At 68.0% G+C, this 19,191-nt stretch carries 21 protein-coding genes and 1 tRNA gene; 20 read left to right on the top strand and 2 right to left on the bottom strand.

Annotated elements, in window-relative coordinates; genetic code table 11:
- Positions 1-260 precede the first annotated feature (260 nt).
- The 5 genes from OSC30_RS12520 (at position 261) to OSC30_RS12500 (ending at position 5,636) form a co-directional block, all read left to right on the top strand.
- Positions 261-1,940 carry a GMC oxidoreductase gene (locus OSC30_RS12520; protein ID WP_267172195.1) on the top strand — a complete coding sequence of 560 codons (1,680 nt, stop codon included), beginning with the start codon at positions 261-263 and terminating at the stop codon, positions 1,938-1,940.
- A gap of 112 nt (positions 1,941-2,052) precedes the next feature.
- Positions 2,053-3,036 carry a tRNA dihydrouridine(20/20a) synthase DusA gene (gene dusA / locus OSC30_RS12515; protein WP_267172194.1) on the top strand — a complete coding sequence of 328 codons (984 nt, stop codon included), beginning with the start codon at positions 2,053-2,055 and terminating at the stop codon, positions 3,034-3,036.
- On the top strand, positions 3,033-3,488 hold the full coding sequence (locus OSC30_RS12510; RefSeq protein ID WP_267172193.1) for a PepSY domain-containing protein: 456 nt from the start codon (positions 3,033-3,035) through the stop codon (positions 3,486-3,488). Before dusA ends, OSC30_RS12510 begins: the two co-directional genes overlap by 4 nt.
- The gene (locus OSC30_RS12505; protein ID WP_267172192.1) at positions 3,488-4,180 is read left to right on the top strand and encodes a response regulator transcription factor; all 693 of its coding nucleotides are present in this window, start codon (positions 3,488-3,490) and stop codon (positions 4,178-4,180) included. Before OSC30_RS12510 ends, OSC30_RS12505 begins: the two co-directional genes overlap by 1 nt.
- 79 nt (positions 4,181-4,259) lie before the next feature.
- Entirely contained in the window at positions 4,260-5,636 is a 1,377-nt protein-coding gene (locus OSC30_RS12500; protein ID WP_267172191.1) for an ATP-binding protein, read from the top strand.
- A 156-nt stretch (positions 5,637-5,792) separates the two neighbouring features.
- On the opposite strand, the gene OSC30_RS12495 is transcribed toward OSC30_RS12500, so the two are convergent.
- On the bottom strand, positions 5,793-6,092 hold the full coding sequence (locus tag OSC30_RS12495) for a hypothetical protein (protein WP_267172190.1): 300 nt from the start codon (positions 6,090-6,092) through the stop codon (positions 5,793-5,795).
- A gap of 188 nt (positions 6,093-6,280) precedes the next feature.
- On the opposite strand from OSC30_RS12495, the gene OSC30_RS12490 reads away from it, so the two are divergent.
- The 15 genes from OSC30_RS12490 to OSC30_RS12420 all read left to right on the top strand — a co-directional run bounded on the left by OSC30_RS12490 (position 6,281) and on the right by OSC30_RS12420 (position 17,337).
- Positions 6,281-7,252 carry a biotin--[acetyl-CoA-carboxylase] ligase gene (locus OSC30_RS12490; RefSeq protein WP_267172189.1) on the top strand — a complete coding sequence of 324 codons (972 nt, stop codon included), beginning with the start codon at positions 6,281-6,283 and terminating at the stop codon, positions 7,250-7,252.
- Positions 7,249-8,004 (top strand): type III pantothenate kinase, encoded by a 756-nt coding sequence (locus OSC30_RS12485; protein ID WP_267172188.1) that lies wholly within the window; start codon positions 7,249-7,251, stop codon positions 8,002-8,004. Before OSC30_RS12490 ends, OSC30_RS12485 begins: the two co-directional genes overlap by 4 nt.
- Before the next feature lie 28 nt (positions 8,005-8,032).
- Positions 8,033-8,716, top strand: coding sequence for an SPOR domain-containing protein (locus tag OSC30_RS12480; RefSeq protein ID WP_267172187.1), 684 nt, complete (start codon positions 8,033-8,035; stop codon positions 8,714-8,716).
- A gap of 78 nt (positions 8,717-8,794) precedes the next feature.
- Positions 8,795-8,870, top strand: a tRNA-Thr gene (locus OSC30_RS12475).
- A gap of 53 nt (positions 8,871-8,923) precedes the next feature.
- Entirely contained in the window at positions 8,924-9,838 is a 915-nt protein-coding gene (rocF, locus tag OSC30_RS12470) for an arginase (RefSeq protein ID WP_267172186.1), read from the top strand.
- Between the two features lie 60 nt (positions 9,839-9,898).
- Entirely contained in the window at positions 9,899-10,129 is a 231-nt protein-coding gene (locus OSC30_RS12465) for a type II toxin-antitoxin system CcdA family antitoxin (protein WP_267172185.1), read from the top strand.
- Positions 10,129-10,446, top strand: a complete 318-nt coding sequence (locus OSC30_RS12460) for a CcdB family protein (protein ID WP_267172184.1) — start codon at positions 10,129-10,131, stop codon at positions 10,444-10,446. Before OSC30_RS12465 ends, OSC30_RS12460 begins: the two co-directional genes overlap by 1 nt.
- Before the next feature lie 4 nt (positions 10,447-10,450).
- Positions 10,451-11,812 carry a tryptophan--tRNA ligase gene (locus OSC30_RS12455; protein ID WP_267172183.1) on the top strand — a complete coding sequence of 454 codons (1,362 nt, stop codon included), beginning with the start codon at positions 10,451-10,453 and terminating at the stop codon, positions 11,810-11,812.
- Between the two features lie 14 nt (positions 11,813-11,826).
- Positions 11,827-12,165 (top strand): hypothetical protein, encoded by a 339-nt coding sequence (locus OSC30_RS12450; RefSeq protein ID WP_267172182.1) that lies wholly within the window; start codon positions 11,827-11,829, stop codon positions 12,163-12,165.
- On the top strand, positions 12,165-12,809 hold the full coding sequence (locus tag OSC30_RS12445) for a DUF6348 family protein (protein WP_267172181.1): 645 nt from the start codon (positions 12,165-12,167) through the stop codon (positions 12,807-12,809). Before OSC30_RS12450 ends, OSC30_RS12445 begins: the two co-directional genes overlap by 1 nt.
- 114 nt (positions 12,810-12,923) lie before the next feature.
- A complete protein-coding gene (locus OSC30_RS12440; protein ID WP_267172180.1) occupies positions 12,924-13,907 on the top strand; it encodes a glycosyltransferase family 2 protein in 984 nt (327 codons plus the stop codon).
- On the top strand, positions 13,897-14,637 hold the full coding sequence (locus tag OSC30_RS12435; RefSeq protein ID WP_267172179.1) for a class I SAM-dependent methyltransferase: 741 nt from the start codon (positions 13,897-13,899) through the stop codon (positions 14,635-14,637). Before OSC30_RS12440 ends, OSC30_RS12435 begins: the two co-directional genes overlap by 11 nt.
- Positions 14,628-16,268 (top strand): HAD-IA family hydrolase, encoded by a 1,641-nt coding sequence (locus OSC30_RS12430; RefSeq protein WP_267172178.1) that lies wholly within the window; start codon positions 14,628-14,630, stop codon positions 16,266-16,268. The genes OSC30_RS12435 and OSC30_RS12430 overlap by 10 nt, the downstream gene beginning before the upstream one ends.
- 14 nt (positions 16,269-16,282) lie before the next feature.
- A complete protein-coding gene (locus tag OSC30_RS12425; RefSeq protein WP_267172177.1) occupies positions 16,283-16,984 on the top strand; it encodes a WbqC family protein in 702 nt (233 codons plus the stop codon).
- A complete protein-coding gene (locus OSC30_RS12420; RefSeq protein ID WP_267172176.1) occupies positions 16,981-17,337 on the top strand; it encodes an EamA family transporter in 357 nt (118 codons plus the stop codon). Before OSC30_RS12425 ends, OSC30_RS12420 begins: the two co-directional genes overlap by 4 nt.
- 37 nt (positions 17,338-17,374) lie before the next feature.
- Here OSC30_RS12420 and OSC30_RS12415 read toward each other — a convergent pair whose 3' ends face one another.
- The gene (locus tag OSC30_RS12415) at positions 17,375-19,189 is read right to left on the bottom strand and encodes a hypothetical protein (protein WP_267172175.1); all 1,815 of its coding nucleotides are present in this window, start codon (positions 19,187-19,189) and stop codon (positions 17,375-17,377) included.
- Positions 19,190-19,191: the final 2 nt, after the last annotated feature.

Here is a 19,191-nt window from a genome sequence, read left to right as displayed (position 1 = left end):
CAAATTGTGAAGGTGCTGTCACGCGTTAATGGGTTGGTTTTCACAATGGCTGGCCGGGTTTTTTCGATGTGCTATTTCATGGGGCGTGTCCCTCTGGAATGGCCGGCGCGTTTTCGTTTCTTTGCCAAACGCCGGGAACGCGTTGAAACCGAATGGAAAGCGCGTCCCAAGCCATTTGGGCCGGGCACGCGCACAAGGCAGAACACGGGCATATACTCGCGCCCGCTGGGGGCAGCCTTTCGGTCAATCGGGGCAATGGAATGATCGTCGATTACCTAGAGGGCTCGGCGGCAGCCGAGCTCGATGCGGATATCTGTATCGTGGGCGCGGGCGCGGCAGGCATCGCGATGGCCCGTTCCTTCATCGGCACGCCGCTGCGGGTGTGCCTGCTCGAAAGCGGCGGCCTGGCCGGCGAGCGATCCAGCCAGGCGCTGTACGAAGGGCATTCGTCGGACGACGGGTTGCCGTTCGATCCGGGCACATCGCGCATGCGCGCGTTCGGCGGCAGTTGCAATCTGTGGGGCGGTGGTTGCATACCGCTCAGCGCACTGGACCTTTGTCCACGCGAGTGGGTGGCGCATAGCGGATGGCCCATCGCCGCGACCGATCTGGAGCCCTATTACCGACGCGCGCGTGACATCTGCCGCATCCAGGCGCACCCGATCGATGGCCTTGGATTCGGCTCGATGCCCGCGCGCGCGCCGATATCGTTCGATGCCGGCACGCTGACCAACCAGATTTTCATACGCGCGCCGGTGCTGTTCGGGCGCGATTACCTGGACGAACTGGCGCACGAGCCCAATGTCACGGTGCTGCTGCACGCCAACCTGCTGGAGCTGGACATCGCCCCTGGCGGCGATGCGGTGCGGGGCGCCCGCATCGGCTCGCTCGGCGGGCACCGCGGGGTGGTGCGTGCGCGCCACTACGTGCTCGCCTGCGGCGGCATCGAGAATGCCCGGCTGCTGCTGCTTTCCGATGCGGTGGTCCCGGGCGGTCCGGGCAACGCCCACGACCTGGTCGGGCGTTATTTCATGGATCATCCCAGCGGCAAGCTGGGTACGGTGGCGTGCGGTGCGCTCGACCGGCTGGTGCGCCCCTACGACCGCGAGCGTGCCCGGGGCACCGTGCCGATACCGGAGATATGCCTGTCGGAACAGGCGCAGAGGACGCATCGGCTGCTCAGCGGACGGGTCCATCCGTTTGCGGTGGAAGGCCCGGTGCCGCGGGGGCTGCGCGCCTTGCGCGGCCTGCGCAAGGCGATGCGCCCGGTAGCCGGCGACGAAGCGAGCCGGCTGGAGTCCGACCTGTTCGCGGCCACCCGCAACGAGGCGCTGCCAGAGGCCAGGGCGGACGCCGGCTCCTGGGCCAGGCTCGCCATGCAACTGGGTCTGGGCATGGGCGACGTGGCCTGGGCGCTCGTGCGCAAAAAGGCCGACAAGCCGGCCGTGCGCAGCAGCCACGTCGACCTGGTCGGCTACTTCGAGCAGGCGCCCAACCCGCACAGCCGCGTGACGCTGGGCCAGGATCGCGACGCCCTCGGCCAGCGCAAGGTCTGCATCGACTGGCGGCTCACCGCACTGGATCGCCACACCTACCGCACTGCCGCCCACCTGTTCGGCGACGAACTGGCGCGGGCCTGCGGCGGACGCTTCCAGCCCGAGCCGTGGGTCGATGCCGACGACGGCACGCCGCCGCGGGTCCAGGGCACCGCGCACCACCTGGGCACCACGCGGATGGCGGACGATCCGCGCCACGGCGTGGTCGACCGGCACTGCCGCGTGCATGGCATGGACAACCTGCACATCGCGGGCAGTTCGGTGTTCCCTACCGGCGGCTGGGCGTTTCCCACTTTCACCATCGTGGCGCTCAGCCTGCGCCTGGCCGATCGCCTGCAGGCCCTTTGTGCGCAGCCGGCGGTGGCGGCGGTCCTGAGCGTCTGAACCGCGGGCGACACGGCGTACCGGCCCGCCCGCGCCGCGTGGATGGCGTTGCGGGCGACTTTCATCAGGACGTCCGCCACGACCGGCCACGCCCGCCCCGTACAATGGCGCCATGAGTGTGACCGCCACCCCCGCCGACTTCCGCCTCTGCGTCGCCCCGATGATGGACTGGACGGATCGGCATTGCCGTTATTTCCACCGTCTGCTGTCGCCCAACGCACGGCTGTATACCGAAATGGTGACCAGCGCCGCGCTGGTGCGCGGCGGCCAGTTGCGCTTGCTCGAACACAGCCAGCAGGAGCATCCCGTGGCGCTGCAGCTGGGTGGAAGCGACCCGCAGGAACTGGCGCAGGCGGCGCGGCTCGGGGCACAGGCCGGTTACGACGAGGTCAACCTCAACGTGGGCTGCCCGTCCGACCGCGTGCAATCGGGCCGCTTCGGCGCCTGCCTGATGCGCGAGCCGGCGCTGGTCGGCGACTGCGTCCGCGCCATGCGTGCGGCGGTGGAGGTGCCGGTGACGGTCAAGTGCCGCATCGGCGTGGACGACCAGGACGACTACGCCGGCCTGCAGCGCTTCACCGAAACCATGATCGAGGCTGGCGTGCAGGTGCTGGTGGTGCACGCCCGCAAGGCCTGGCTGCAGGGCCTGAGCCCGAAGGAGAACCGCGAGATCCCGCCGCTGGACTATGAGCGGGTGTACCGCCTCAAGCGCGAGTTTCCGGAGTTGATCGTGGTGATCAACGGTGGCATCACCACCGTCGAGGCGGTGCAGGCGCACCTGGCGCAGGTCGACGGCGTGATGCTGGGCCGCGCCGCGTACCACGACCCCTACATGCTTGCGCAGCTGGAGTCGGCGCTGTACGGAGTGCCGATGCCCACGCGCGAGCAGGTGCTCGCGCACCTGCGGCCCTACGTCGAGGCGGAACTCAGTCGCGGCACCGCGCTCAAGCACATCAGCCGGCACCTGCTGGGGCTGTACCAGGGCGAACCGGGCGCGCGCACGTTCCGGCGCGTGCTGAGCCAGGGAGCGCACCTGCCGGGCGCCGGCTGGAGCCTGCTCGAACAGGCCGCGAGCGGTCGTCGGGCCGCGGCATGAACGTCCATCACGTGCTCGGACCCATCGCTGTTCCGGAGGTGTTCGCCAGGGCGGCCGAAAGGTATGCCGGCGGCGCCCATCCGGCCATGGTTCAGGCCCGTTTGCCTAGGCTGCTAGCTATTTGGGCTGGAGCCGCTACCTTGCCATCGATGTTTACCCGATTGCTTCTCGCCAGCCTGCCGGCCTTGCTGCTGGCCGCCCCCGTGCAGGCCTCGCCCCAGGACAAGGCGCCGCTGACCCTGGAAGAGGCGGTGGCGAAGGTGCAGCAGGACACCGGCGGTAAGATATTGTCGGCTGATCCGCGCAAGTTCGGCCGGCGGACCGAGTACCGCATCAAGGTGCTCACCCCGGAAGGACACGTGCGGACCATTTCGATTTCGTCCGATGCCCCGCGTGCAGGCGCGGGCAAACACCCGGCCGGCAACGGCGCAGGCAAGAAGGAGAAACACTGATGCGCATCCTTTTGGTAGAGGACGAGGCGCCCTTGCGCGAGACCCTGGCCGCGCGCCTGAAGCGCGACGGCTTCGCGGTCGACGCCGCACAGGACGGCGAGGAAGGCATCTACCTGGGCCGCGAAGTGCCCTTCGACCTGGCGATCATCGACCTGGGGCTGCCCAAGATGTCCGGTATGGAACTGGTCAGGGCGCTGCGCGAGGCCGGCCAGCGCTATCCGATCCTGATCCTCACCGCGCGCGGTAGCTGGCAGGACAAGGTCGAGGGCCTCAAGCACGGCGCCGACGATTACCTGGTCAAGCCGTTCCACGTCGAGGAACTGCTGGCGCGCATCAACGCGCTGGTCCGCCGCGCCAGCGGCTGGTCGAAGCCGGTGCTGGCCTGCGGCCCGATCAAGCTGGACACCACCGCGCAGACGGTGGTGGTCGAGGGCAAAGCGGTCGACCTGACCAGCTACGAATACAAGGTGCTCGAGTACCTGATGCTGCACGCCGGCGAGCTGGTCTCCAAGGCCGACCTCACCGAGCACATCTACCAGCAGGATTTCGACCGCGACTCCAACGTGCTGGAAGTGTTCATCGGTCGCCTGCGGCGCAAGCTCGATCCGGAAGGCGCGCTCAAGCCGATCGAAACCGTGCGCGGGCGCGGTTATCGCTTCGCCATACCCCGCAGTGACGGCGACGACGACTGAGCGCCGGCGCATGGTCCTGCGGCGGCCCCAGAGTACGCACGCCTCGCGCCGTCCGCTGACCACGGACGGTCGCTGATACATGTTTGCGCCTCGCCCGTTTTCACTGGCGGCGCGCGCGGCCATCGCCACCGGCCTGGTGCTGGCAGGCTTCCTCGGGCTGGTTGGCCTGACGCTCTCGCGGGCCAATCACGAGACCGCGCTCAACAACCTGCACGATCGCCTGCAGAACTACGTCGTGGCCTACCTGGCCGGGACCGAGGTATCGCGCTACGGCAAGGTGCTGTTGCCCGACGCGCCGCCGGATCCGAGCTTCTCGCAACCCGGCTCTGGACTCTACGCCCTGGTGCTGGGCGACAAGGGTTTCCGCTGGGAATCGTCCTCGGCGATCGGCCGCGATTTCAACTTCCTCAAGACGCTGGAACCGGGCGAGAACCGCTTCGTCGGCCCGGTCGAGACGCGCATGGGACGGCTGTATTACTACGCCTTCGGCGTGGCCTGGGACCGGCCCGACAAGAGGCCGCTGCGGCTCACCTTCATGGTCGCGCAGAGCGAGGACCAGTTCGAAGGGGAGAACGCGGTCTACCGCCGCACCCTGGTGGGCATGCTCTCGATCCTGGGCGTGATGCTGATCGTGCTGCAGTTGCTGCTGCTGCGCTGGAGCCTGACGCCGCTGCGCAAGGTGGCCACCGACATCGCCCGGGTCGAGCGCGGCAAGAGCGACCACCTGGACAGCCAGTACCCGCTGGAGCTGACCGCGCTGACCGACCGTATCAACGCCTTCATCGACTCCGAGCGCGAGCAGCGCACGCGCACCCGCAACACGCTGGCGGACCTCGCGCACAGTCTGAAGACGCCGCTGGCGGTGATCCGCTCGCGGCTGGAATCGGCCGGCAACGAACCGGCCCTGCGTGGCGACCTGCTCGACCAGGTGCGCCGGATGGACGAACTGGTGGCCTACCAGCTCGCCCGCGCCGCGACTTCCGGCCGGCAGACCTTCGCCAGCGCGGTGCCCATCGCCGGCCACGCCGAGGATCTGGTGCGCAGCCTGGAAAAGGTCTACGCCGCCAAGAACGTGTTGTGCGAGTTCGAGATGGACGAGGGCGCGGCGTTCTACGGCGAGCAGGGCGATCTGCTCGAGCTGATGGGCAATCTGCTGGAGAACGGCTTCAAGTGGGCGGGCCACCACGTGCTGCTGGTCGTCAAGGCGCAGCCGCAGGCGGGCCGCCAGCGCCCGGGCCTCTGGCTGAGCGTGGAGGACGACGGCCCCGGCATCGCCGGGGACAAGATCGAGAAGGTGCTCCAGCGTGGCGTGCGCGGCGACGAGCGCGTGCAGGGCCACGGCATCGGCCTGTCGATCGTGCAGGACATCGTCAAGGCCTACCGCGGCGAACTGACCGTCGACCGCTCACCGGAACTCGGTGGCGCGCGCTTCGGCGTGAACCTGCCCGCGAGCTGACGGCCGGCGTTTCGGCCAGAGGGTTCTGGCAGTTGTCCCGGGCCCGTACGGTTCTGACGACGCGTCGGCGGATTTTCCGTAGAGCGCCTTCGAGCGCGATCGCGATGCGGGTACCGACCGGTTCCAGCCCCGTTGCCGGGCCGCGCGGGCGAAGCCTTACTGGATCGAGCCCGGCAGCAGGGACTGCCAGCCCAGGCCGCTGCGGTGGCTGGCGCGCGGATGTGCCATCGAGTCACCACCGCCCGAACCGATGCCGGCGTCGGAGCTGTCGCTGGCGGGACCGGGCAGGGTGCAGTCGCGGCCGTCGCTGGAGGCGTCGCCGCCGCCATCGCGGCTGCCGCTGTCGATCGTGGCGTGCGGCGGGATGGGGTCCTGCGTGGACGCGCCCATGGCCGAGGCCGTACCCACGCTGGACAGCGCGAGCAGGCATCCGAACAGGCAGCGATTCAGTCCCATGGTGACCAACCCCTTGATCCACCAGCCAAGGGCCGGATCGTCGCAGAAACGTGAGGGCGTTGCCAGTGCCCGGCGCGGGGCGTCCGGCCGGGGCGTGACGCAGGTCGGAAAGGCTAGAATCGGCCGATGCGCGCGACTTTTTCCCCCTCCACCCGCGTGGCCGGGTACCACCCTGGAGTATCCGGTTGATGCAGCCCCGACAACTGCTGGCCGCACTGGCCTCCGGCGAGGCCGTTTCGGGCGCCCAGCTGGCCGATCGCGCCGGTATCACCCGCGCGGCGATCTGGAAGCAGGTCGAGACGCTGCGCGCGCGGGGCGTGCCGGTCGAGGCCCGCGGTGCGGCCGGCTACCGTCTGCCCTGGCCCGTGCAGCTGCTGGATGCGGCCCGCATCCGCGCCGCGCTGCCGCGCGGGTGCGCGGCGCGGCTGGGCGCGCTGGAGGTGCACTGGGAACTCGATTCGACCTCCAGCGAACTGCAGCGGCGCCTGGGTGAGGCAGCCGACCTCAGCATGGTGCTGGCCGAAACGCAGACCGCCGGCCGCGGCCGCCGCGGCCGGACCTGGCTGTCGCCTCCGGGCCTGAATCTCTATCTCTCCTGTCTCAAGCGGTTCGACCAGGGATTCGCCGCGCTCTCGGGGTTGTCGCTGGCGGTGGGTACGATGGTACTGCGGGCGATCGATTCGCTCGGCATCCAGGGCGCCGGCCTCAAGTGGCCCAACGACGTGCTGACTGCCGAAGGCAAGCTGGCGGGCGTGCTGGTGGAGCTGAGCGGTGAGTACCAGGGGCCCTGCGCCGCGGTGGTCGGCATCGGACTCAACCTGCGCCTGACCGACGCGCTGCGCGCGCAGGCCGGGCAACCGGCCTGCGACCTGGCCACGCTGGCCGGGGAGCTGCCGGATCGCAACCTCGTGGCCGCCCGGCTGGTCGCCGCGCTGGCCGACGGGCTGCGCCAGTTCGAGCGGCAGGGTTTCGCGCCCTTCGCCGAGGATTACGCCCGCCACGACCTGCTGGCCGGCCGCGCGCTCAAGCTCAGCGGCGCGCAGGGGAACTTCGAAGCCATCGGCGCCGGCATCGACGCGCGCGGCGCGCTGCAGGTGCGCCTGGCCAACGGCGAGCTGCGCTCGGTCGACAGTGCCGACGTCACGGTGCGCCGCGCATGAGGCTGCTGCTGGACCTGGGCAACACCCGCCTGAAATGGGCGCTGGAGGACGGTGGCCGCTGGCATGCCCATGGCGCGGTGGCGTGGGACGAGGCCCCGACGCTGCTCGGTTCCTTCTGGGACTCCCTGCCGGCACCGGCGGCGGCGTTTGGCGCCTCGGTGGTGGACGAGGCGCGTGAGCGACTGGTGGCGGCACAGGTGCGCGACCGGTTCGGGCTGCGCATCGACTGGCTGCGCACGCCCGCCGCCGCCTGCGGCGTGCGCAATGCCTATCCCGAACCGCAGCGGCTGGGCGTGGATCGCTTCCTGGCGATGGTTGCCGCCCATGCCGCCCGCGCGGGCGATTGCCTGTTGATCGGCGTCGGCACGGCGCTGACCCTGGACGCGCTGACGGCCGACGGCCAGCACTTGGGCGGCCTGATCGCCCCCGGCCCGCGACTGATGCAGCAGTCTCTGTTCGGCGCTACCGCACAGGTGCGACCGCGCAGCGCCGGCGTGCTGGTGGACGTTGCCGACAACACCTCCGACGCGGTGGTGTCGGGCTGCTGGCAGGCCGCCGCGGCACTGGTCGAGCGCTTCGTGGCGCGCATGCAGCCGCGGCTGTGCACGGCACCCGCGGTGCGGCTGGACGGCGGTGACGCGGCGGCGCTGGCACCATTGCTGGGATTGTCCGCGAACATGGTCGAGCACGGCGTGCTGCACGGCCTGGCGGTGTGGGCGCAGACACAATCGGACGCCGTCGCCCGCCACTAGAATGGCCCGCGTCTGGAAGGGGAGTCCGATGTTCCTGCGCCTGCTGTTCGTCCTGCTGGTTGCGCTCAATATTGCGGTCGGCGCCTGGTTGCTGCTGGGCCAGGACGACGCGCATGGCCGCAGCGTTACCGACCCGGGCGTGCCGATGCTGCACTTGTTGTCCGAACAATCGGTGGCGGCCGCGCCGGCAAGCAGCCGTGCACCCGTGGTGCCCGTCATCGCGGCGACGGCGGCTTCCGGCAGCGCCGTCCTCGAAACCCGGTGCCTGGCGATCGGCCCGTTCGATACCCCGCAGGACCTGCGCAACGCCCGCGGCGCACTGGCCGGAAGCGGCGTGCGCATGCGCTCGCGGCAGGAACACACCACCGAGGCTCGCGCCTGGTGGGTCTACCTGCCCACGCCCGGGACCCGCGCCCAGGCCCTGGCGCTGGCGCGGCGGCTGGAGGCGGCGCACGTGGGCGACTACTTCGTCATGAGCTCCGGCGGGGACCAGCCCAATGCGATCTCGCTGGGCCTGTTCAAGGACCCGGCCAACGCGCGCAAACGCCGCGACGAGGTCACCACGGCCGGCTTCGCCGCGCAGATCCAGGAGCGCACCGAACAGGTGCCCGAGTACTGGCTGGACCTGGTAGTGGCCGATGGGGCGCGCTTCGATTGGCGCGGCCGCGTGGGCACGACCGGCATCGGCTCGCACAGCACGACCTGCTTCTGACCTTCGGGTGGGAGCGGGAACGGGCGTTCCCTCGACGCGCGCCCACAATCGGCCTGCTAGACTCCGTGCCTTCTTCATGCCGGCATAGCTCAGTTGGTAGAGCAACTGATTTGTAATCAGTAGGTCGCGGGTTCGACTCCTGCTGCCGGCACCAGCCATGCGGTGCGCGCCAGCGCACCGGGCACCTTACCGGACGGACGAGGCCCCATGACCCAGCAGACAGTCAGCTTGATCGGCGTACCCACCGACATCGGCGCAGGCCACCGCGGCGCCTCGATGGGACCGGAGGCGCTGCGTGTCGCCGGGTTGGCCGAACGGCTGGCCGCGCGCGGGCTGAAGGTGGTCGACCGCGGCAACCTGCAGGGCCCCCTCAATCCCTGGCTGCCGCCGGACGACGGCTATCGCCACCTGGACGAAGTCGCCACCTGGAACATGGCCGTGCATACGGCCGTACGCCAGGAGCTGCAGGCCGGGCGCATCCCGGTGATGCTCGGCGGCGACCACTGCCTGGCGATCGGTTCGATCTCCGCCGTCGCCGACCACTGCCGCGACCAGGGCAAGAAGCTGCGCGTGCTGTGGCTGGACGCCCACACGGACTTCAACACCTCCAACGCGACGCCCTCGGGCAACATCCACGGCATGCCGGTGGCCTGCCTGTGCGGCAACGGCCCGGCCGAGCTCACCGGCATCGGCAACCACACGCCGTCGACCTCGCCGCACGTGTTCCGCCAGATCGGCATCCGCTCGGTCGACGATGGCGAGAAGAAGCTGGTGCGCGAGGCCGGCATGAAGATCTACGACATGCGCCATATCGACGAGGTCGGCATGAAGCGCACGATGGAGGAGGCGCTGGCCGACCTCGACGACAACACCCACCTGCACGTGAGCTTCGACGTCGACTTCCTCGACCCGCCGATCGCGCCGGGCGTGGGCACCACCGTGAGCGGCGGCCCGACCTACCGCGAGGCGCAGCTGTGCATGGAGATGATCGCCGACACCGGTCGGCTCGCCTCGCTGGACATCGTCGAGCTCAACCCCGCCTACGATGTGCACAACCAGACCGGCGATCTGGCGGTGGATCTGGTCGAGTCGCTGTTCGGCAAGTCCACGCTGATCCGCTGAGCGACCTCGTGCCGATGCGCATATACTGTGCGCATCGCTCATGCGCACCGGAGGTGGAAGATGGCATCCGTTCCCAAGAAGGCGGCCAATCTCACCGTGCGCCTGGATTTACTCGAGCAGGCGCGCGAGTTGAACATCAACCTTTCGCAGGAGTTCGAGCAACACCTGGCAGAGGTCGTGCGGCAGCGGCGTGCCGACAAATGGCGCGAAGCCAATCGTGATGCCATCGAAGCCTACAATCGCCACATCGAGCGGGATGGGCTCTGGAGCGACGGCATCAGGTCATTCTGATGGCTCGCTTTGATGTCTTCCGCAACGAGCACGCGCCTGGCAATAAGCAATTTCCCTATCTCCTGGCCGTGCAATCCGACCTGCTCGCGGAGCTTCGCACCTGCGTCGTCGTGCCGCTGGGACGGGCTTCGACGGTGGGTGGCAGGGCGATGGACAAGCTCATGCCCGAACTGCAGCTGGATGGCGACGCATGGGTGATGTACACGCCGGAGCTCGCTGCGCTCCCGGCATCCGCATTGCGCCGCAAGGTGGCGAATCTCAAGGAGCAGAGCCACGCCATTCTTTGCGCCCTCGACTTTCTTTTCAGTGGTATCTGAAGGCATGAACCGAATCCGCGTCCTCACCGGCATCACCACCACCGGTACCCCGCACCTGGGCAACTACGCCGGCGCGATCCGCCCGGCGATCGCCGCCAGCCGGCGGGAGGACGTCGATGCGTTCTTCTTCATGGCCGACTACCACGCGCTGATCAAGAGCGACGATCCGGCGCGCATCGCGCGGTCGCGGCTGGAGATCGCGGCGAGCTGGCTGGCCTGCGGGCTGGATCCGCAGCGGGTCACCTTCTACCGGCAATCGGACATCCCGGAAATCCCGGAGCTGACCTGGCTGCTCACCTGCGTCACGGCCAAGGGGCTGCTCAACCGCGCGCATGCCTACAAGGCGGCGGTCGACAGGAACCTCGAGGCGGGCGAGGACACCGATGCCGGCGTCAACGCGGGCCTGTACATGTATCCGGTGCTGATGGCCGCCGATATCCTCGCCTTCGACGCGCACAAGGTGCCGGTCGGCCGCGACCAGATCCAGCACCTGGAAATGGCGCGCGACATCGCGCAGCGCTTCAACCACATCTACGGCCAGGATTTCTTCGTGCTGCCGCAGGTGCAGATCGAGGAACAGGTGGCGACGCTGCCGGGCCTGGACGGGCGCAAGATGTCCAAGAGCTACGACAACACCATCCCGCTGTTCGCCGGCGGCGCCAAGGCGCTGCGCGAGGCGGTGATGCGCATCGTCACCGACTCGCGCCTGCCGGGCGAGCCGAAGGATCCGGACGGCTCGTCGCTGTACACGCTCTACCGCGCGTTTGCCGATGAAGCGCAGGCGGCCGCGTTCCGGCGCGCGCTGGAAGCGGGCCTTGCCTGGGGCGAGGCCAAGCAGGCGCTGTTCGAACTGCTGGACGGGCAGATCGCGCCCATGCGCGAGCGCTACGAATCGTTGATGGCCCAGCCCGGCCATATCGAGGAGATCCTGCGCGACGGTGCACGCAAGGCGCGCGCCATCGCCACGCCGAAGATGGCGCGATTGCGCGAAGCGGTCGGTCTGGGCAGCCATGCCGCCACCGCCGGCGCGTCCGCCGGGTCCCGGCCGCGCGACGACAAGCCGCCGCGCCTGGCCAGCTTCCGCGACGAGGATGGCCGCTTCCGTTTCCGCCTGTTCGCCGGCGACGGCGAGGAACTGCTGCTCTCGCGTGCCTTCGAAGATCCCAAGGCCGCCGGCGCCGCGCAGAAGCGGCTCAAGCAGCTCGGCGCGGCCGCTGCCGTGGTGCAGATCAAACCCGGCAGCCTGCTGCTCGAACTGGACGGCGAAACCCTTGGCAGCACCCCGGAGTACGGCGACGAGCAGGCGCGCGACCTGGCCCTCGAGCGCCTGCGCGAGGCGCTCGACATGCTTGCCGCTGCGGCCTGAGCGAGGCGACGTCCATGCTCCGCTACCTCGCCCTGCTGCTGCTCGCGCCCTGGTTGTTGATCCTCGGCTGGGCTTACTTCACTTATCCCAAGAGCCTGCCGCGCACCGCGGTACGGCGCGTGTTCGACTGGGCTGCCCTGCTGGTGGCGGCGATCACCGCAGTGTGGTGTGCCGACTGGGGTTTCGCAGCCGCGCCGGCGCCGCCGGTCGATGCCCTCGGCCGCGCCACGGGCGCCATCTGGCAGCAGGTGCTGCCGGCCCTGCTCGGTTACGGCGGTTGTGTCGCGGTACTGGTAGTGGCGATGCTGGTGCGCTATCTGTGGTGGCACCCCCGCACCGCGGTGAAACGATGATGCCTCCCGACCTTTTGCAGACCTTGTTGTTGCGCCTGTTCGAACGGCACGAGGTGGAACTCGAGCCGGACGAAGACTGGTTGTTGACCGATGGCGACTTCCCGGCGGTGCGCGCCAGCTGGCACGCCGCGGCGACACCGGACCTTCCAGGGCGCCTGGACATCGACCTCGTGCTGGACGAGGACCGCCAGCTCGAATTGAGCTACGCCGGGCATGGCCCGGGCGAGGCCGGTTGCCGTGACGCGCTGGACCGCTTCGCCCGCGGCGCTCTGCCGGTGCTGCTGGCTGCCTGCTGGTACGTCACCGACGACCGCAAGCTCGACCTGGCGCAATGGGAAATCGGGTTGCGCCAGTGGGATGTGTTCATCGGCCATTTCCTGGTCGAAGGCGCCGACGTTGCGGTGCCGCCCGGCGCGGTGGCCGCGGTGGCCGACGCACTGAAAGCCGAATCGCTCGCGCCACGCCTGCACTGGGTCCGCCTGTTCCTGCAGCGCGACGCCGGCGGCAAGCTGGCGACCGAAGCGCTGCTCGACAACGAGCCCTGGCCGGCCGGTGATCGTGCGCTCGCGGCATTGGCCTGGCCGTCGGCCGAAAACGCCTACAGCGTGCGCAACCTGGTCTTGCTGGACGTGCGCGACTACTGAGCGCGCTGGCGGCTGCCGTCTTGGACTAAGATGGGTTGAAGCAGCGAGCGGGGGCTCGCGCTTCGTCAAGTCGGGTCCTGGGGGAGGGACGGCGCGTTGTCAAACAGTCATTCGATGCCAACGACCGGCGGAGGCATGCCGGTTCCGGCGCCCGCGCTGAGCATCGTCACCACGTTGTATCGCTCGCTCGCGTATTTGCCCGATTTCCTCGATCAGTGCGTGTCGGCCCTGGCTCGACTGGGTATCGCGGACTACGAGCTGGTGTTCGTCGATGATGGCTCGCCGGATGATTCGGCGGCCTGGGTTCGCCAGCAGTGCCGCGCGCGGCCCCGGATCCGGCTGATCGAACTGTCGCGCAACTTCGGCCACCACCACGCCGCGCTCGCGGGCCTGGCGCACGCGCGTGGCGCGCATGTGTTCCTCATCGATTGCGATCTCGAAGTACCACCGGCGTTCCTCGAGGACTTGTGGGCGAAAATGCAGGCGAGCGGCGCGGATGTCGTCTACGGTTACCAGGAGACGCGCAAGGGTGGCTGGGTCGAGCGCCGGGGCGGGCAGGCATTCTGGGCCGCCTTCAACCGGTTGAGCGACACCATGGTGCCGCCCAGCGTGGTCACCGAACGCCTGATGGCGCGGCGCTACGTCGATGCGCTGCTGGCGCTCGGCGACCGCAACGTGTTCCTGGCGGGCATGATGTACTGGGCCGGGTTCGTGCAGTTGGGCATTCCTGTCGAGAAGAGGCATCGGCATGGGCCTTCGTCGTACACCCTGGCCAAACGCGTGGCATTGCTGGCCCATGCGGTGACGTCGTTCTCGGCCAAACCACTCTATGCCAGCCTCTGGGTGGGCGCATTCGCCCTGCTGGTGTCCCTGGCCAACGCCAGCTACGTGGTCGTGCACAAGCTGCTGGACCCTGCGTCGACGATGATGGGTTTTCCCACCATCGTGGCACTGCTCACGGCATTCTTCGGCATCATGATGCTGGGCCTGGGCGTTATCGGCGTGTACGTGGCGAAGATCTTCGTGCAGGGGCAGCAGCGCCCCCTCTTCATCGTCAGAAACATCGAACAGTCCGGGTGCGACGACCATGTTGATTGACCAGGACAACGCCGCCTACGTGCCGGGTTTCCAGTACTACGAGGACAACGTCCGGCTGCTGCGCGCAGGACTGCAGCAGATGCTGCGGCGCACGGCGCACATGCAACGGCTTTCCCTGCTCAGCCTGGGCGTGGGCCATCGCTACACGGTCAAGGGCCTGATCGAGGGCCTGGGTGAACGCCTCGAGCGCTACGTCATCGTCGAAGGTTCGGCCGATATCATCGAACTGCTGCGGCGCGAGGTCGCGCTGCCGCAGCAGGTGCGGCTCGAACAGTCCTATTTCGAGGAGTTCGAGACCGACCAGCGTTTCGATGTCGTCGAGATGGGCTTCGTGCTCGAGCACGTCAACGATCCGGAACTGGTGCTGCGGCGTTTCCGCCGGTTCCTCGCGCCCGGTGGCCGCATGATGGTGGCGGTGCCCAACGCCGATTCGTTGCACCGTCTGATCGGGCATGCGGCGGGACTGCTGCCGGACGTGCACGACCTCAGCCCCGCGGATCTCGCGTTGGGTCACCGACGCTACTTCGACCCGCAATCGCTGGATGCGCTGATGGCCTCCTGCGGGCTGGAGGTGGTCGGTCGCGCGGGGCTGATGCTCAAGCCGCTGACCAGCGCGCAGCTTGCCTCGTTGGAACTCGATCCCAGGATTGTCGAGTCGATGGACGAGATCGGTTTCGGCCTGCCGGAGATCTGCAACGCGATCTTCGTCGAAGCCAGGCCATGCGATTGAACGTCGTTGTCATTGCCGGCGGCGGCTTCCAGGGGCAGGGGCTGGTGGAGGCGATCCATGCCGTTCCGGGAGGTCGCGCGATCATCGCCGACAGCACCCGCGACGCGATCGGCGAACTGCTGGCCGACCGCTACGTGCAGGTGCCACCACTCGATCCGGCCGGACCCTTCGAGGATTTCCTGCTCGAACTGGTGCGTGCGGAAAACATCGACCTGGTGGTGCCGGCCACCCAGCGCGAGCTGATGCCGCTCGCACGGATTGCCGGACGCCTGCAGCAGGCGGGTGCCCACGTGGCCGTGTGCCCTGCGGCGCTGCTGGACACGTTGCTGGACAAACGGGCCTTGTATGCGGCGCTGGCCGCGGCGCGGCTTCCCGTGCAGGCATTGGTCGAGCTCAGCCCTTTGGCCGTGTTTCCGCTGTTCGGCCGTCCCCGCTCCGGTTGGGGCGGACAGGGCAAGCTTCGGTTGGATTCGCATGCCCAGGCGCAGGCGGCCGGCATGGAAGCGTTGGCCCAATCGCACGCCTGGGTGCGCTTTCTCGACGCCTTCGAGGAATTGTCCGTCGATTTCGCGATCGACTTCGACGGACGGCTCTCGCCGCTGACGTTGCGCAAGCGCGTGCGCACTTCCGGCGGTTTCGCGGTGATCAGCCAGACCGCGCGCGATCCGGAAGCGCTGACGCTGATAGAACGATTGGGGCAATGGCTGCTCGGCGGCGGCGCCCGCGGGTTGTTCAATGTCCAACTGCTGCGTACGCCGGACGGCCAGATGTTCATCTCCGACGTCAATCCGCGGCACGGCACCTCGAGTGGCCACGCACTGGCCGAGGGCAACAACCTGGTCGCTTTCCTGCTGGGTCGGTCCGGTACGCCGGGGCGGCGCGAGGTGCGTACGTTCAGGCCGCTGCGCCAGCAAGCCGTTCCTGTCCTCCCGCAGCACCTGCGCGGCGTGGTCTTCGACCTGGACGACACCCTGCTGGACCACAAGCGATGGATGCTCGACCGGATGGAACTGGCCTCGCGGGACCTCGCCGATGACATCGCACCCGGAGCGCTTTTGTCGCAAACGTATGTCGCGCTGGAGGAGGGCGAGCACGCCCGGCTGATCGACCTGGTCGCCGCGGGCATCGGTCGCACGGACCTGCGCGATCGCCTGCTCGCCGCCTACCGGGCGGCGGTGCCCGCACGCGCCGTACTGCACCAGGAAGTCCTGGATGTGCTGCGGACGCTGCGGGAGATGGGCTTCGGCCTGGCCTTGCTGACGGACAACCCTCCGGCCTCGCAGCGCGCCAAGCTGGCCGCCGCGCCGGGCCTGGCCGAGGCTTTCGATGCCGTGGTGTTCGCTCGCGAACACGGCGCGGAAAAGCCCGCTCCGGCTGCGTTCGAGGCGGCGGCAGCCGCGCTGGGACTGGCTCCGGGCAAGCTGATGATGGTCGGCGACAACCCGGCGCGCGATGCGATGGGCGCGATCGCTGCGGGTTACGCCTCGTGCCTCCTGGTACAACGCCCCGGCGGCCGGTTCCAGGTACACGAGACGTTGCTGGCCCGTTGCGCGCCCGATGTCGCCAGCCGGACCTGGACGGCAACCGACCTGCGGGTACTTCCGCTGGCCCTGCGCCAGGCCGGTAGCTGAGGGCTGGCTCGACGATGCGTGTCGCAATCATCCAGTCGAACTACATCCCCTGGAAGGGCTACTTCGACATCATCCGCGACGTGGACACCTTCGTGTTCCTCGACGATGTGCAGTTCACCGTGCGCGACTGGCGTTCGCGCAATCGCGTCAAGACCAAGGACGGCCTCAAGTGGCTCACGGTGCCGGTGGGGGCCGACACCAGCCGGTTGATCCACGAGGTGGCGATAGCGGACGACCGTTGGCAGCGCCAGCACTGGCGGATCATCGAGCAGAACTATGCAAAGGCGCCGTACTTCAGCCACTACCGCGAACTGTTCGAGGAGTTCTACTGCGGGCGCACCTGGACCAACCTGTCGGAGATGAACCAGTACCTCACGCGGCGGATCGCCAACGAATGCCTGGGCATCACCACGGCCTTCCGCGACTCGTGCGAATTCACGGTAGAAGGCCGCAAGCTGGATCGCCTGCTCGACCTGGTCAGGCAGGCCGGCGCCACCACCTATCTGTCCGGCCCCTCCGCGCGGGATTACATCGACGATGCGCGCTTCGAGCAAGCCGGCATCGCGCTCGAATACAAGGACTATTCGGGCTATCCCGAATATCCGCAAATGCACCCGCCGTTCGAACACGCGGTATCGATCCTGGATCTTCTGTTCAACGTCGGACCCGATGCACCCTACTATCTGTGGGGCTGGCGGGAAGGAGCACACCGATGAATTATCTCTTCGTGGCCCTGACTATTCTTTTCACGGTGTATGGCCAGCTGGTGTTGAAGTGGCAGACGAGCCTGGTGCCGCCGCCGGCGAACGGCAGCCTTGTGACCTACGTCGTCGGCATGTTCCTGCGTCCCTGGGTGTTGAGCGGCCTGGCCGCCGCGTTCCTTGCATCGGCGTGCTGGATCGCCGCGATCTCGCGATTCGAGCTGAGCAAGGTCTATCCGTTCATGGCGCTCAACTTCGTGCTCGTCGGCTTGCTCGCGGTGCCGTTCTTCGGCGAATCGCTGTCGACCCCGAAAATGATCGGGCTCGTGCTGGTCATCGCCGGCCTGGTCATCACCAGCCGCGCCTGAGTGTCGCTTCCTGCGCGGTAACCCGCTGTTGGCGGAACTATCGGTCCATCGGGCCCGTTACGGCACGGCCGTAAACGATCCAGCGGCCGGTCGCACCATCCGTGTGGAATCCTTCGTCCGCGAGCGTCGATGCCATGGTGGCGGTGAGTGCCTTGCGCGCGACGACAACGGTCGATGGCCGAACGCGCCTCACCACCGCGACCAGATCTTCCAGGCGGCCGCCTTTCCCGGCGACGGCCGCTGCTGCGCTCATGCGCTGCTTGAACTCTTCGCGGTCGCCGAAAAGCGCGTTGGCGAGGAAGTCCGGACGCGTCACCACCTGCGCATGCCGTGCCGAAAGCACGGCCATGTTCTGTGCAAGCACGACCGGAGCAAGTATCACGCCCGGCCGGGCGAGGCGCAGGCAGGCGCGCGCATCTTCAGCGTAAATGCCGAGCGGATAGCCCTGTGCGGAGACCTCGACGCGATTGCCCGGCCGCATGACCGAGCTCGGTGACACGAAGACGGCCGCTACGAGAGCGGCGAAACAGACGAACGGCACCCCACGCCGCAACAGGGCGCCCCCACCGACCTTCTCGAACAGGGCGCCCACGGCAGCCCCCATCATGAGAAGCAAAGGCAGCAGGTAGAACAGCCGCCAATAGATATTCTCCGAGGTCAGGTACCGCATGACCCAGGGACCCATCCAGGGATTGAGATAGAACATGACGGTCAATGCCGCCATTGCCAGCAGGAAACGATGGCGGGGCTCGCGCCAGAAGCCGGCCAGCACGAGAGCCGAAGATGCGAAAAGCAGCAGGGTCGGTGATAGCGCGGAGCCGCCCGTTACCAGGTTGAGCTGGCCGTGGAAGCCCCCGGGAAAACCCGCGTTGAGCGAGGAACCATACGCCGCGCGGGCAAGGGCGTAACCGCGGAAGTCCAGCGCAAAAGCGAAGGCCGGCGACAGCGCCGCGACATAGGCCGCCCCCCTGCCGATGCTGGCCGATAGCGAGCCGCCGTGACCAAAAGCCAGCCACCAGGCCAGGAACAGCGGCAGGGAAAGCAGCGGCAGCATGACCAATGCCGACGTCGTCATGCCGGACACGGCAATCACGCCGACCAGAAGCAGCATCCATCGGGCGATGTCCGGCTTTCGGAAAAACAGCAGCGACAGGGCGGTGAAGATCTGCAGGCCAAGAAAAATGAAGGCGCATTTGGCCTGATACATGCGGACAAGGGTGAAGTTGCCGAGGCTCCTGTGGCTCTCGCCCATGAGCAAAAGAAGGGGGACAAGGAGCAGCACCGCAACGGCCGATGCGCGCCTGGAAACCCCGAGGTAATGCAAATTGAAGGCGAGCAGAAGCACGCCGAACCATGTCGTCAGTGCAGGCGCCAGGCGGTAATAGACCCATAGCAGATCGATCCCGCTCAAGTGCGCAAAGGCAGCCTGGGAAAACTCGTACGCGGTCGGATAGTAAGCCGCTGCCGACAATGGCAGCGCGAGCACCGGAGTGTGCGCAATCTCGTGAATGGCGCCATCCATGACCACGCCTGGGTGGGCTACCGCGTAAACGAGCTTCGGCAAATAGATGACGTCGTCGGCGTCCGCACGATGCAGGCACAAAACGGACAGGACCGCGGCCACGCAAGCGACCGATAGCGCAAGCAATGCAGCGCGATCCAGGCGGACGGAACAAGGACCAGGCCGGGGGCGCTTGGGCAGGAACAACATGCCTGCCAACATCCAGCCCGGCGCGACCACGCAGGCCAGTGCAAGCGATGCGGAGTGAAACGAAAGCCCCAGCCAGATGGCGGCCCGTAGAACCAGTCCGCTCGAGGCCAATGGAATGCAGATGACGGCGAGTATCGCCATCA

Origin of the sequence: Frateuria hangzhouensis (assembly GCF_026410505.1) — a bacterium.
In the GTDB taxonomy this organism is placed as follows: domain Bacteria; phylum Pseudomonadota; class Gammaproteobacteria; order Xanthomonadales; family Rhodanobacteraceae; genus Frateuria_A; species Frateuria_A hangzhouensis.
The sequence above is the reverse complement of the archived record's forward strand: the minus strand, read 5'-3'. Positions and strand labels throughout refer to the sequence as shown.